Here is a 13,678-nt window from a genome sequence, read left to right as displayed (position 1 = left end):
AGTCGAGGGGCGCGGGGGTCGTTCACCGGCGACGTCGTCGGCGCCCTCACGACTCGGTGACGGTGCCGCCCTCGACCCTCCAGTGCCGATCGAGCCGGACCGTCTCGAGCATGCGCCGGTCGTGCGTGACGAGCAGCAGCGTGCCGTCGTACGACTCGAGGGCCTGCTCGAGCTGCTCGATGGCGGCGAGGTCGAGGTGGTTCGTGGGCTCGTCGAGCACGAGCACGTTGACGCCGCGGGCCTGCAGCAGGGCGAGGCCGGCGCGGGTGCGCTCGCCGGGCGAGAGCTCGTCGACCGGACGCGAGACGTGGTCGGCCTTGAGCCCGAACTTGGCGAGCAGCGTCCGCACCTCGGCCTGGGGCCAGTCCGGCACGAGCGCCTCGAACGCGTCGGCCAACGGCACGTCGCCGGCCAGCAGTGCCCTGGCCTGGTCGATCTCGCCGACGGCGATGCTGGCTCCGCGACTCGCGCCTCCTTCGCTGGGGGCCTGGCGGCCGAGCAGGCCGCGCAGCAGGGTCGACTTGCCGGCTCCGTTCGGGCCGGTGATGCCGATGCGGTCGCCGCCGTCCACCTGCAGCGACACCGGACCGAGCACGAACTCGCCCGTCGCGGGGTCGCCCTGGCGGAACACCGCACCGCTGAGGGTCGAGACGACCGAGCTCGACCGGGGTGCGGCACCGATCGTGAACTCGAGCTGCCACTCTTTGCGGGGCTCGTCGACCTCGTCGAGGCGCGCGATGCGGCTCTCCATCTGGCGGACCTTCTGGGCCTGCTTCTCGCTCGACTCGGCCGAGGCCTTGCGACGGATCTTGTCGTTGTCGGGGGCCTTCTTCATCGCGTTGCGGACGCCCTGGCTCGACCACTCGCGCTGGGTGCGGGCGCGGCCGACGAGGTCGGCCTTCTTCTCGGCGAACTCGTCGTAGGCCTCGCGGGCGTGACGGCGGGCCGTCTCGCGCTCGTCGAGGTAGGCGTCGTAGCCACCGCCGAAGACGCGGTTCGACGACTGCGCGAGGTCGAGCTCGAGCACCTTCGTCACGCATCGGGCGAGGAACTCGCGGTCGTGGCTGACGAGGACGATGCCGCCCCGCTGCCCCTGCACGAAGCGCTCGAGTCGTTCGAGGCCGTCGAGGTCGAGGTCGTTCGTGGGCTCGTCGAGCAGTGCGACGTCGAAGCGGCTGAGCAGCAGGGCGGCGAGGCCGACGCGGGCCGCCTGGCCTCCGCTGAGGCCGGTCATCGGGCTGTCGGGGCCGACGGCTCCGTCGCCGTCACGGTCGAGGCCGAGGTCGGCGAGCACCTGCGGCAGGCGGTCGTCGAGGTCGGCGGCGCCGCTGGCGAGCCACCGGTCGAGGGCGGTCGAGTAGACGTCGGCGGGTTCGAGGCCGTCGGCTCGGGGCGCCGGGTCGGGGTCGCCGAGGGCGGCGGCGGCGGCGTCCATCTCGGCGGTGGCCTGCGTGCTGCCCGTGCGGCGGCCGATGTAGTCGGCGACGGTCTCTCCGGGCACGCGCTCGTGCTCCTGCGGCAGCCAGCCGACGAAGGCGTCGCCGGGGTTGAGGGTGATCGTGCCGGCCTGCGGCTCGTCGACCCCCGCCAGGAGGCGCAGCAACGTCGACTTGCCGGCCCCGTTCACGCCCACCACCCCCACGACGTCACCCGGGGCGACGGTCAGGTCGAGGTCGTCGAAGAGGGTGCGGTGCCCGTGGCCGCCGGCCAGGCCCTTGGCCACGAGTGAAGCGCTCATCCGGCCATTCTCGCGTACCGGGCGCCGGCCCGCGAGGCGGCCCTGGCGCCCTCCAGGCGGGGCTGGCATGCTCGGGGGCATGGCCTCCCTCACTCGTCCCCGCCGCGGCAAGATCATCGCCGGAGTCTGCGCCGCCCTCGCGAACCGCTTCGGCATCAGCGCCTTCCTGGTGCGCCTGATCTTCGTGCTGTCGATCATCCTCCCGGGGCCCCAGGTGCTCGTGTACCTCGTGCTCTGGGTCGTGTTCCCGAAGGAGAACCGCTAGACCTCGTCCCACGGGTCTGCTGATCGCCGGGTCGCGGCCCTCGCCCTGCGGGGCGCCGGGCGCGTGTTGCCGGGTTCGGGCGCCGGGCGCGTGGCGCCGGGTTCGGGCGCCGGGCGCGTGGCGCCGGTTCGGGCGTTGGGTCAGCCCTTGGGCAGGGACCGCAGCAGCGCCTCCTGCAGGTAGCCCAGCCAGTCGAAGACGTGGCCCATCGCCTGCAGCTGTCGGTCACCGCCCTCGGGGAGGCCGTCGCCCGTGACCCCCAAGCGCTCGCCGAGGGTCAGGCGCAGGTCGTTGAGGGTGCGCAGCCACGACTGCTGGGCGGCACGGTCGAGCGTCGACCCCGGTTCGCCGAGCGTCGCCAGCACCGCCCGGCCGTTCTCGACCTTGCGCCGGGTCAGGTCGTCGGCCGTGAACCGCCGGAACTCGGCGGCCGCCTCGGCGTCGTCGCGGTACGCCGCCGGCAGGAGGCGCGCCAGGGCCGGATCGCCCTCGTCACCGTTCTCGAGCAGCGACAGCAGTTGACCCACCAGGTCGGTGAGCAGGCCCCGCTCGTCGGCGTCGAGCCGCACGCGGATCTCGTCGCCGCCCCGGGGGCGGACGAACGGCACCAGCGTCACGCCTCGTCCTCCTTCGAGAGGGTCGCCCACAGGCCGTAGTCGTGCATCGCCTCGACGTGCCGCTCCATCGCTTCGCGGTTGCCCGTGGCGACGACCGCACGACCCTCGGTGTGGACCCGCATCATCAGGCGCTTCGCCTCGGCCCGGCCGAAGCCGAAGTAGGTCTCGAAGACGTGCGTGACGTAGGTCATCAGGTTGACCGGGTCATCCCAGACGAGCGTCACCCAGGGGGTGTCGGGCGAGGTCAGGAGGCGCTGGTCGGCCTCCGTTCCCGTGCGGGTGTCGTCGAGGGTGGGGCTCACCCGTCCAGGGTGTCACACGGTCGCCGAGCGGGTTCCCCGTCAGGGGTCGTCTTGTTATGCTGTGCGGGTCGCGACTGGCGTTCAGATGGTCACCATCGGGGAGCGACTGACACACGTGCGTGGCCGTACGCCTGGGCCACGACATCCGACCTCCGTCCGTCCCGTGTGCCAAGGAGTCCTCCGTGACCATCTCCGACCAGACCAGCGCCCAGACCGCCGCCTCGTCCGCCGAGTCGACCGATCGCCAGCCGTCGACCTTCAACCAGCCGCTCTCGGTCGTCGACCCCGAGATCGCCGCCGTCCTCGAGCAAGAGCTGGGGCGCCAGCGCGACTACCTCGAGATGATCGCCTCCGAGAACTTCGTGCCGCGTGCCGTGCTCGAGTCGCAGGGTTCGGTGCTGACGAACAAGTACGCCGAGGGCTACCCGGGTCGTCGCTACTACGGCGGTTGCGAGTTCGTCGACGTCGCCGAGAACCTCGCCATCGAGCGCGCCAAGTCGCTGTTCGGCGCCGAGTTCGCCAACGTCCAGCCGCACTCGGGTGCCCAGGCGAACGCCGCCGTGCTCGCCGCGATCGCCGACATCGGCGACACGATCCTCGGTCTCGAGCTGTCGCACGGCGGCCACCTGACCCACGGCATGAAGCTCAACTTCTCGGGCAAGATGTACAAGGCCGTGGCCTATGAGGTCGACCCCGAGACCTACCTGATCGACATGGACGTCGTCCGTCGCCAGGCGATCGAGCACCAGCCCAAGGTCATCATCGCCGGCTGGTCGGCCTACCCCCGTCAGCTCGACTTCGCGGCCTTCCGTGCCATCGCCGACGAGGTGGGCGCCTACCTCTGGGTCGACATGGCGCACTTCGCCGGCCTCGTGGCCGCGGGCCTGCACCCGTCGCCCCTGCCGCACGCGCACGTGGTCTCGTCGACGGTGCACAAGACCCTCGCGGGTCCCCGCTCGGGCGTGATCCTCTCGAACCACGAGCCCCTGTTCAAGAAGCTCAACTCGGCCGTGTTCCCGGGCCAGCAGGGCGGCCCCCTGATGCACGTCATCGCGGCCAAGGCGACGGCGTTCAAGCTCGCCGCCGAGCCCGAGTTCAAGGACCGTCAAGAGCGCACCATCCGCGGCGCCCAGGCCCTCGCGGCCCGCCTCACGGCCGACGACGCCAAGGCCGCCGGGGTCGACGTGCTGACCGGTGGCACCGACGTGCACCTGGTGCTCGTCGACCTGCGCGCCAGCGAGGTCGACGGCAAGCAGGCCGAGAACCTGCTGCACGACGTCGGCATCACGGTGAACCGCAACTCGGTGCCGTGGGACCCCCGCCCGCCGATGGTCACCTCGGGCGTGCGCATCGGCACGTCGGCCCTCGCCACCCGCGGCTTCTCGGATGACGAGTTCGCCGAGGTCGCCGACATCATCGCGCTCACGCTGATGCCCTCGCCCGACGTCGAGGCCCTCGCGGCCCGCGTCAAGGCGCTGACCGACGCGTTCCCGCTCTACGCGTGAGCGCTGACGTCGCGGCCGGGACTCCGGCGGACGTCGGGGTCGGGGCCTCGTCACGGGGTGCGGTGGGCGTCGAGCGTGCCCGTTTCGTCCCCGGCGACGACTCGTCCGCCGTGAAGATCGACGGCACGGCTCTGGCCGCCGCCGTCAAGGACGACCTGCGCCTCCGGGTGGACGCCCTCAAGGCCCGGGGCATCGCGCCGGGGCTCGGGACGATCCTCGTCGGGGCGAACCCCGGTTCGCTGTCCTACGTCGCGGGCAAGCACCGTGACTGCGCCGAGGTCGGCATCGAGTCGATCCGCATCGATCTGCCCGACACGGCGACCGAGGACGAGATCCGTCGGGCGATCGAGACGATGAACGCCGACCCCGCGGTCACGGCGTTCATCATCCAGTTGCCGTTGCCCGCCGGCATCGACCCGACGGCGATGCTCGAGCTCATGGACCCGGCCAAGGACGCCGACGGCCTGCACCCGGTCAACCTCGGCGAGCTCGTGCTGGCCGTGCCCGGCGGCAAGGGGTCGATCGACACGCCTCTGCCCTGCACGCCGCGCGGCATCGTCGAGATGCTGCACGCCTACGACATCCCGATCGCGGGGACGCACGTCACGATCATCGGCCAGGGGCTGACGGTCGGGCGGCCGCTCGGGCTGCTGTTGACCCGCCTCGAGGCGACGGCGACGCTGACGCACTCCCGGACGGTCGACGTCGCCGCCGAGGTGCGCCGGGCCGACATCGTCGTGGCCGCCGCGGGCGTCGCGGGGCTGGTCAAGCCGGACTGGGTGAAGCCCGGGGCCGCCGTGATCGACGTGGGCATCACCCGCGTGCTGAACGAGGAGACGGGCAAGTACAAGCTGCGCGGAGACGTCGATCCGGCCGTCGCCGCGGTCGCGGGCTTCCAGTCGCCCGTGCCGGGTGGGGTCGGGCCGATGACCCGGGCCATGCTGCTGAAGAACGTGGTCGAGGCCGCCGAGCGTCCCTGACGCCGGGGCCTGCCGGGCGTGCTGCCGCTGCCCGCACCACGCCAGGAGATGAGCACAGCGCCAGGTTTTCCCCTGGCGCTGTGCTCATCTCGTGGTGCTGTGCCCATCTCGTGGCGCTGCGTCGGGGTCGTGCCCTCATCCCGCCACGAACTCGACACCCCGCCACGCGATGACGTGGCGGCGTATTGACCTCGTGGCGGGGAGCACTGCCGCCGCTCCCACCACGCCAGAAGATGGACACCGCGCCAGGTTTTCCCCTGGTGCTGTGCCCATCTCCTGGCGCTGTGCCCATCTCGTGGCGCTGTGCCCGTGGCAGGGCAGCCCGGCGTCAGGCGTCGCGGCGGGCGCCCTCGGCGGCGTGCACCGTGAAGACGGTCGGAGCCGTGTAGCCGGCCTCGGCGAAGGCGGCGACGATCGCGGCTTCGACGTCGGCGCGGGCCTCGGTGGGGACGAGCGCGATGGCCGACCCGCCGAAACCGCCCCCCGTCATGCGGGCACCCACGGCACCGGTCGCCTGGGCGGTGGCGACGGCGAGGTCCAACTCGGGGACCGAGATCTCGAAGTCGTCGCGCATCGACACGTGCGAGGCGTCGAGCAGATGGCCGATCGCCTGCGGGCCGTCGGTGCGCAGCGTGCGGACGGTGTCGAGCACGCGCTGGTTCTCGGTGACGACGTGACGGACGCGACGGAAGGTCTCGTCGTCGAGCAGCTCTTCGGCCCGACCGAGGTCGTCGGCGTCGAGGTCGCGCAGGGAGTCGACGCCGAGGGCGGCGGCACCCTTCTCGCACGACGCGCGACGCTCGACGTAGCCGCCGGTGGCGTGGGCGTGCTCGACGTGCGTGTCGACGACGAGCACCTCGAGGCCGGCGGCGGCGAAGCCGAGGTCGACGACGTCGGCGTCGAGGCTGCGGCAGTCGAGGAACACCCCCGAGTCGGCCTCGCCCAGCAGCGACGCGGACTGGTCCATGATGCCCGTGGGTGCGCCGACGACCTCGTTCTCGGCGAGTTGCCCGACCGCGGCCAGGGCTGAGCGGTTGACGTCCAGCGACCAGAGCTCGGCGAAGGCCACGGCCACCGAGCACTCGAGCGCCGCGGACGACGAGAGCCCCGCGCCGACCGGCACCTCGGATTCGACGAACAGGTCGAGGCCGGGGACGCCCGACAGGTCGATGGTCGACAGGTCGCCCCCGGCGGCCGCGAACGAGGGTGAGTCGGCGCGGTCGTGTGCAACCGACAACGCCCAGGCGATGCCGAGGGCGTACGCCGACCACCCCGACATCGATGCCGGGTCGAGGTCGTCGAGCGACACCTCGTGCACGCCGCCCTCGAACGACGACGCCACGCGCAGCAGGCGGTCGTCGCGCCGACCGACGGTGACGGTGGTGCGTCGGTCGATGGCGAAGGGCAGCACGAAGCCGTCGTTGTAGTCGGTGTGCTCGCCGATGAGGTTCACGCGGCCCGGGGCGGACCAGCGTCCGGCGACCTCGGTGTCGAAGACCTCGCGGAAGCCCTGGGGAGTGGTGGTGTCGGTCATGATCGCTCGATCGTCTCTCGGATTCGGTCGGCCTGCACCTCGGGGACGAGGTCGCCCACCCAGGCTCCCATCGCTGCCTCGGAGCCTGCCAGGAACTTCAACTTGCTCTCGGCCCGGCGAGGCGAGGTGATCTGCAGCATCAGGCGCACGGTGTCGCGACCGACGCCGACGGGGGCCTGGTGCCAGGCGGCGATGTAGGGCGTCGGGTCGTCGTACAGGCCGTCGACACCGCGCAGGAGGCGCCGGTACATGACCGCGAGCTCGTCGCGTTCGTCGTCGGTCAGCGCCGCGAAGTCGGGGGCGTGACGGTGCGGCAGCAGGTGGATCTCGATGGGCCATCGCGCGGCGAACGGGACGAAGGCCGTGAAGTGCTCGCCGGCGAGGACGACGCGGGGGCCGGAGCGTTCGCGGTCGAGCAGGTCGGCGAAGAGGGTCGGCCCGTAGGTCTCGATGCTGTCGAGCAGCCGCGTGGTGCGCGGCGTGACGTAGGGGTAGGCGTAGATCTGGCCGTGCGGGTGGTGCAGGGTGACGCCGATGGCCTGGCCGCGGTTCTCGAAGGGGAACACCTGCTGGATGCCGGGCAGCGCCGACAGGGCGGCCGTGCGGTCGGCCCAGGCCTCGACCACGGTGCGGGCGCGTGACTCGCTCAGGTCGGCGAACGACCCGTGGGTCTCGGGGCTGAAGCAGACGACCTCGCACCGGCCGACGCTGCGCAGGGTGCGTTCGAGGCCGATGCGGGTCAGGTCGTCGAGGCCCTCGGGAGCGTCGTCGCTCTCGAGCAGCGGCCCGAACGACGGCGAGCGGTTCTCGAACACGGCGACGTCGTAGACGTCGGGGATCTCGGACGGGTTGGTCTCGCTGGCCGGCGCCAGCGGGTCAAGCTCGGCCGGGGGCAGGAACACACGGTTCTGCCGCGACGCGGCGATCGAGACCCACTCGCCGGTGAGGACGTCCTGTCGCATGGTCGCCGTGTCGGGCCGCGGATCGAGCGTGCGCGCGTCGACGCGTCGCTCGGCCGTGAGCGTGGTGTCGGCGTCGTCGAAGTAGATGAGTTCGCGACCGTCGGACAGGACCGTCGCGCGTTTCGTGATGGACGACATCGCGCCTCCTTCAGTTCGGGGCACTCGCGACCACGATTTGCAGTTGCGAAAGTACGTGAAAGCATACGAAACTAGCCGGGTGAACGGCAACTCGACCCCGCCCCCGGTGCCGCAGCCCGCGCCGCTGCCGGGTGAGCGGCGTCGCGACCGCATCGCCGACCTCGTCGGGCGTCGCGGCTTCGTCCGCACGGCCGAGCTGGCGCGCGAGTTCCGGCTGTCCGAGGTGACGATCCGCACCGACCTCGAGAGCCTGGCGGCCGACGGCCTGCTCTCGCGCGTGCACGGTGGGGCGCTGTCCGTCGACCGCCCGGCCGAGCGACCGTTCGAAGAAGAGAGCTCGGTCTCGACCGAGGCCAAGCGGGCCATCGGGGTCGAGGCCGCGTCGCTCGTACGGTCGGGTGACTGCGTCGTGCTCGACGTCGGCACGACCACAACCCAGATCGCGCTTGCCCTGCTCGAACGGCACGACCTCGAGGGCGTCGTGGTCGTGACGAACGGCCTCACCATCGCGCTGGCGCTCGAGCAGGCCGTGCCCCGGTTCACGGTCATCGTGTCCGGCGGCACCCTGCGGCCGTTGCAGCACTCGCTGGTCAACCCGCTGGCGACGAGCGTGTTCGCGAGCGTCACGGCCGACCTGGCGTTCATCGGCTGCACCGGCGTCCACGCCCTCCACGGGGTGACGAACGTCAACCTGCCCGAGACCGACCTCAAGCGCCTCATGACCCAGACCGCCCGCCGGTCGTACATCGTCGCCGACGGCAGCAAGCTCGGCGAGGCCCACCTCGGCGTCATCGGTCCGCTCGACACCTTCGAGGCGCTCATCACGGCGGGGGCCGACGAGGCGCCCGTCGCCGAGCTGCGTCGAGCCGGCCTCGCCGTCGTCACCGCAGGAGGCGCGGGCGGGGTCGACGCGCCTCCTCGCGACCCTGCCCCCTCGCGTCCCTGAGCCCCGGCCCCCGTCGCGGGGCCTCGAGCGATCCCGGACGCCACCGACACCCGAGAGCGAGACTGGAACGATGACGACGAGCAGCCCGACCGGAGAACAGTACGACCTCGCCCTGGAGCACGACGGGCACCGCGTCACGGGTGTGGTCACGCAGGTGGCGGCGGGCATCCGCGCGCTGGCCGTCGACGGCATCACCCTCACCGAGACCTTCGGTGCCGACGAGGTGCCGCCGTCCGCCTGCGGCATCACCCTCGTGCCCTGGCCGAACCGGGTCGCGCGCGGCCGATGGACGCTCGACGGCCGTGAGCAGCAGCTCGACCTGACCGAGCCGTCCAAGGGCAACGCCAGCCACGGGCTGCTGCGGTACACGGCCTACCAGGTGGTCGACCGCGAGCCCCACGCCGTGACGCTCGGAGCGACGGTGTTCCCCCAGCACGGCTATCCGTTCGAGCTCGACACGAGCGTGCGGCACGAGCTCGTCCCGGACGGCATGGTGGTGACGCACACGATCACGAACGTCGGCCCGGACCGGGCCCCGTTCGCCGTCGGGTCGCACCCGTTCTTCCGTGTGGGCGACCACGATCCGGCGACGCTGACCGTCACGCTGGCGGCCTCGACGCGCTACGAGACCGACGAGGCGAGCATCCCGGTCGGGACGGTGCCGGTGGCCGGCACCGAGTTCGACCTGTCGCAGGGCCCTCGCCTGGGCGACCTCGACCTCGACACGGGTTACCGCGACGTCGAGTCCGACGCCGACGGCATCCGCACGACGACCTTCTCGGCCCCCGACGGCTCGGCGACCGAGCTCTGGCAAGACCCGTCGTTCGAGTACGTGCAGGTGTTCACGCCCCGCAACTTCCCCCGGGACGGGGTCGAGGGGCTGGCCGTCGCCGCCGAACCGATGACGGCACCGGCCAACGCGCTGGCCTCGGGCGAGGGTCTGCGCTGGCTCGAGCCGGGCGAGACGTGGACGGGCACGTGGGGCGTGCGGTACCGGGCGTCCGGCTCATGACGATGACGTGGCGGTTCGTCGCGACTCGCTCGAGGGTCAATGTCCAGAAAACGCGAACCTGAGACCGGCACGATGCCGGGCGCGTAACGTCGAGTGCTGTCTCCCCAGGGTCCCGTAACCCTGGCGTACCCCGTAACGACCGCGTCGGCTTGCCCGACACGTGTCGCGAGGAGGCCGAGCGCCCCTCCCGGCCCGAACCGGAGGGGCGCTTTCTCTCGCCCTCAACAGACTCGTCGAGACGCGGAGGCGGACAAGGCGTAGGTTCTGCGCATGCCAGGTGGGTGGGACCCACCTGAAATCGGGGGACAGGATTCGGGTTCGGTCTCTCGTGGTGGGGCCGCCGCATTCGGGTGCGACGTCGGCCCCACCTTCCTGGTCGGAAGGCGGCCGTCCGTGACGGGCGACGACGTCGGAGCGATGTGGCGACGGCGACGCGTACAGGTGGGCCCCGTGGGGCTCGAACCCACGACCCGCGGATTAAAAGTCCGATGCTCTACCAACTGAGCTAGAGGCCCGTGCGCGTCCACTTTACGGGATGCCGCGCCTCCTGCCCGCCAGGCCCACCCGCGCCTCCTCGGTGTCGACGGGTGCGCCCGGTGCAGGCGGTGATGCCGTGGGCGAACGCCCGGCTCGGTGTCGGTGGTCGCGCCTATCGTGGGTCCGGTGCCGAGACCATTCCACCGCCCGACCCAGTTCTCGGGGTCCGAGTTCGAAGCCTTCCAGGGCGGAGACGACCCCGCGACGATGAACCGCGTCGCCCACGAGTCGGCCTCGGCCCTCGTCGCGCGCGTCAAGCACGACCCGAGCCCCGAGATCCTCGACCGGCTCGTCACCTTCACCGACCAGCACGGCATCGACGCGGTCGCCGAACTCTGGGCCCGGGCCAGTCCCCACAGCCTTCCCGGCGCCCTCTGGCGCATCTACCTCGTGCGGGCCGTCATCCGGCAGAACCCGGTCGAGGTCACCCAGCTCTTCGAGCGCGGGGTCCAGGTCGCCACCACGATCGACCCGGTCGTCGCGGGTGCGCCCGCTCCGGCCAGCCCGGAAGAGATCCTCGAACTCGCCGACCTGATCCTCCGCGGGGTCTTCGTCGGGGACTTCGCCATCGCCCTCGAGCGGGGTGCCGCGTTCTGTCGCCTCGCCGCCGCCGGCGCCACCTCGGTCGCCGACGACCAGGACGCCGTCGGGTCCGACCGCGCGGGCGAACTCACCCGTCGCGCTCTGCGCTTCAGCGAGCTCGGGGTCGACCTCGTCGCCTGCGCCCACCTGTGGCGCGACGACAGCCTCGACTGAGCGCCGGGGCCAGCGCCGCGCGGGCGGGCCTGCGCCGCGCTGAGGAGGGCGGCACGGCCGAGCGCCGACCGCCGACCGGCGACCGCCCCCCGCTCGACACGCGCGGACCCGCCTCGCGTTCGCACGACGCGAACTCGGCGGACCGCTCGGCCCGAGGCGGGTAAAGTCTTCCCTGTCGGGCCGCAGTAACCCCGGGCTCCAAATTTAGCCGCTTCGAGCGGCCTCGCGCCGAGAGGCGTTTCTGCGGTCCGGCGCCTCTTCCTCCCGAGGTGGGTCCTCGGTCGAGAGCCGACGTGACGACCGACCGTCGGCCTCCTTTCCGCCGGCACCGCGCCTCCTCGGCTCGTCGGCTCGGGTACGTCGGGAGCAGGCGACGGCGTCTGGCGATCGCTGGGTGACGGTGAGCGACGCGTCGGGGCGAACCCGTCGGCTCCTGGACGGCTGTCGGTCCGCCCCTGTCAGGTTCGACACCCGGGGTCCGGCCGGGCACCACGAGCGTGCCGGGATGTTCACCCAATCCGGCGGGCCCCCCGTGCCGAATCATTGACGTGAGGGATCCACGATCCCCCGCCGACACCCGTCCTCCCTTAGTTTCGGGCGTCGGCGGGCTGGTCTCCCTGCGATGCACCGGGCCTGAACGCCATCCCAGACGGACGCATCGCAGGGAGTCCCGTCCGCACCACGAACACACCGCACCACGAACACCGCACCACATCACGATCCGCCCCGGATCGTGACCCACGACCCGACGAACAGTGCGACCGGAGGTGAACCCTGACATGCTCGAACTCGTGACCCGAGAGACAGAGACACCCGAGAGCGGGCCTGCTCCGTCGACCCCCGACATGTTGTTGCCGCGGGTCGCGCAGGGTGATCAGGCCGCTTTCGCCGAGCTGTACGACCAGACGGCGCCCCGCGTGCTGGGTCTGATCAAGCGCCTCCTGAAAGACCACGCCCAGTCCGAAGAGGTGGCCCAAGAGGTCTTCCTCGAGATCTGGCAGAACGCCACGCGCTTCGACTCCACCCGGGGCAGCGCCGCCAGCTGGATGCTCACGATGGCGCACCGACGAGCCGTCGACCGCATCCGCGCCTCCCAGGCCGGCCGCGATCGAGACCTCAAGATCGGCGTGCGCGACCTCGAGACCGACTTCGACTCGGTCACCGAGTCCGTCGAGATCCGCATCGAGCACGAGCGGGTCGAGCGGGCCCTCGGACGCCTCACCGAACTGCAACGGCAGGCGGTGAAGCTCGCCTACTACGGCGGCCTCAGCCACAGCGAGGTCGCGAAACTGTTGGACGTGCCGATCGGCACGGTCAAGACCAGACTGCGCGACGGCATGATCCGTCTGCGCGACGAGATGGGGGTGGCTTCGTGACCGACCACGACGAGCCCACGCACGGCCGCCACGCGGACGACGCGGGCACCACGAGAACCGACACCGACAACCTGTCCGGCGCCTACGTGCTCAACGCACTGAGCGACGACGAACGACACGCGTTCGAGGCACTCCTCGACGACACATCAGACCAGCACGACGACACCAGGACGGAGGTGGCCGAATTGAGAGAGACCGCATTGTTGCTCGCTCACGCGGCCCGGCCCGTCACCCCGTCGGCCGGGCTCCGCGCAAGCGTGCTCGACCTCATCGCGTCGACGCCGCAGCTCGCGCCGCTCACGGCGACGGCGGCACCGACGAGCCCCACGGCAGACCACGACATCGCGACGACCGCAGGAGGCGCGGGTGACGACGACCACGCACGTCGCGTCGAGCGCACCCCCGCCCCCGAGATGGAGCCGAGCGAATCCGAGGGTGCTCGCGTCCTCACGCCGACCGGAGCCGCGCACCGTCGTTGGTTCACGCGCCCCGTCGCCGTCCTCGGGGCGGCCGCCGCGGCCGCCGCGCTCTTCTTCGGCGGTGGAGCCCTCGTCGAGGGCCTCGGTCAGTCCGGCCAGCAGCAAGAACAGCAGGCTTCGGGCATCGACGAGATCTACGCCGCGAGCGACTTCCAACGCTCGGTGGCCGACGTCAGCACCGGCGGCAAGGCGACGCTCATCTGGTCGGACGAGCTCGGTCGCTCGGCCGTCGTCGTGGACGGGATGACCTCGCTGCCCGGCGACCAGACCTACGAGCTCTGGTACATCAACGATGACGGCGCCGTCCCCGCGGGTACCTTCGACGCCTCGTCGAGCGCCCCGGCCACGCACCTGCTCAAGGGTGAGATGAACGCGGGCGACACGATCGGCATCACGGTCGAGCCGGCGGGTGGCTCGTCCTCGCCGACCAGCGACCCGGTCGTCGCCATCCCCAGCGCCTGACCCCGTCGCCACGCCAGAAGAGGCGGTCCACCACGTGGTGGACCGCCTCTTCTCGTGTGCCCCTCACGG

At 71.8% G+C, this 13,678-nt stretch carries 13 protein-coding genes, 1 tRNA gene and 1 riboswitch; of the genes, 8 read left to right on the top strand and 6 right to left on the bottom strand.

Annotation, left to right across the window (positions count from 1 at the left end):
• Positions 1–46 precede the first annotated feature (46 nt).
• Entirely contained in the window at positions 47–1,738 is a 1,692-nt protein-coding gene (locus tag IFT79_RS03450) for an ABC-F family ATP-binding cassette domain-containing protein (protein ID WP_056043269.1), read from the bottom strand.
• Between the two features lie 79 nt (positions 1,739–1,817).
• Between IFT79_RS03450 and IFT79_RS03445 the strand changes: the two genes are divergently transcribed.
• Positions 1,818–2,003: a PspC domain-containing protein gene (locus IFT79_RS03445; RefSeq protein ID WP_054147120.1), complete on the top strand. Its 186-nt coding sequence runs from the start codon at positions 1,818–1,820 to the stop codon at positions 2,001–2,003.
• 140 nt (positions 2,004–2,143) lie between these two features.
• On the opposite strand, the gene IFT79_RS03440 is transcribed toward IFT79_RS03445, so the two are convergent.
• Together IFT79_RS03440 and clpS are read right to left on the bottom strand one after the other, a co-directional pair.
• A complete protein-coding gene (locus IFT79_RS03440) occupies positions 2,144–2,620 on the bottom strand; it encodes a DUF2017 domain-containing protein (protein ID WP_342211755.1) in 477 nt (158 codons plus the stop codon).
• Entirely contained in the window at positions 2,617–2,922 is a 306-nt protein-coding gene (gene clpS, locus IFT79_RS03435; protein ID WP_056043262.1) for an ATP-dependent Clp protease adapter ClpS, read from the bottom strand. The genes IFT79_RS03440 and clpS overlap by 4 nt, the downstream gene beginning before the upstream one ends.
• A 60-nt stretch (positions 2,923–2,982) precedes the next feature.
• Positions 2,983–3,066: riboswitch (ZMP/ZTP riboswitch) on the top strand.
• Positions 3,067–3,110: 44 nt separating this feature from the next.
• On the opposite strand from clpS, the gene glyA reads away from it, so the two are divergent.
• Together glyA and IFT79_RS03425 are read left to right on the top strand one after the other, a co-directional pair.
• Positions 3,111–4,427, top strand: coding sequence for a serine hydroxymethyltransferase (gene glyA / locus IFT79_RS03430; RefSeq protein WP_082460133.1), 1,317 nt, complete (start codon positions 3,111–3,113; stop codon positions 4,425–4,427).
• 62 nt (positions 4,428–4,489) lie between these two features.
• Positions 4,490–5,407, top strand: a complete 918-nt coding sequence (locus IFT79_RS03425) for a bifunctional methylenetetrahydrofolate dehydrogenase/methenyltetrahydrofolate cyclohydrolase (protein ID WP_173154823.1) — start codon at positions 4,490–4,492, stop codon at positions 5,405–5,407.
• A gap of 328 nt (positions 5,408–5,735) precedes the next feature.
• Here IFT79_RS03425 and galK read toward each other — a convergent pair whose 3' ends face one another.
• Positions 5,736–6,941, bottom strand: a complete 1,206-nt coding sequence (gene galK, locus IFT79_RS03420; protein ID WP_056043260.1) for a galactokinase — start codon at positions 6,939–6,941, stop codon at positions 5,736–5,738.
• Complete coding sequence (gene galT / locus IFT79_RS03415) at positions 6,938–8,041, bottom strand: galactose-1-phosphate uridylyltransferase (protein ID WP_192122903.1); 1,104 nt, start codon at positions 8,039–8,041, stop codon at positions 6,938–6,940. The genes galK and galT overlap by 4 nt, the downstream gene beginning before the upstream one ends.
• A 79-nt stretch (positions 8,042–8,120) precedes the next feature.
• On the opposite strand from galT, the gene IFT79_RS03410 reads away from it, so the two are divergent.
• Positions 8,121–8,987: a DeoR/GlpR family DNA-binding transcription regulator gene (locus IFT79_RS03410; RefSeq protein ID WP_342211754.1), complete on the top strand. Its 867-nt coding sequence runs from the start codon at positions 8,121–8,123 to the stop codon at positions 8,985–8,987.
• A 70-nt stretch (positions 8,988–9,057) separates the two neighbouring features.
• Positions 9,058–9,999, top strand: a complete 942-nt coding sequence (locus IFT79_RS03405; RefSeq protein WP_192122902.1) for an aldose 1-epimerase family protein — start codon at positions 9,058–9,060, stop codon at positions 9,997–9,999.
• A gap of 442 nt (positions 10,000–10,441) precedes the next feature.
• Here the strand turns inward: IFT79_RS03405 and IFT79_RS03400 are convergent.
• Positions 10,442–10,514, bottom strand: a tRNA-Lys gene (locus tag IFT79_RS03400).
• Positions 10,515–10,662: 148 nt separating this feature from the next.
• On the opposite strand from IFT79_RS03400, the gene IFT79_RS03395 reads away from it, so the two are divergent.
• The 3 genes from IFT79_RS03395 to IFT79_RS16140 all read left to right on the top strand — a co-directional run bounded on the left by IFT79_RS03395 (position 10,663) and on the right by IFT79_RS16140 (position 13,609).
• Complete coding sequence (locus IFT79_RS03395; protein ID WP_192122901.1) at positions 10,663–11,292, top strand: DNA-directed RNA polymerase subunit beta; 630 nt, start codon at positions 10,663–10,665, stop codon at positions 11,290–11,292.
• A 779-nt stretch (positions 11,293–12,071) separates the two neighbouring features.
• On the top strand, positions 12,072–12,668 hold the full coding sequence (locus IFT79_RS03390; protein WP_056043251.1) for a sigma-70 family RNA polymerase sigma factor: 597 nt from the start codon (positions 12,072–12,074) through the stop codon (positions 12,666–12,668).
• On the top strand, positions 12,665–13,609 hold the full coding sequence (locus IFT79_RS16140; RefSeq protein WP_056043248.1) for an anti-sigma factor: 945 nt from the start codon (positions 12,665–12,667) through the stop codon (positions 13,607–13,609). The genes IFT79_RS03390 and IFT79_RS16140 overlap by 4 nt, the downstream gene beginning before the upstream one ends.
• Positions 13,610–13,678 lie beyond the last annotated feature (69 nt).

The organism is Frigoribacterium sp. CFBP 8759 (genome assembly GCF_014841655.1).
Lineage (GTDB): Bacteria > Actinomycetota > Actinomycetes > Actinomycetales > Microbacteriaceae > Frigoribacterium.
Note: the sequence above shows the minus strand (reverse complement) of the source record. Positions and strands in the feature narration are given on the sequence as shown.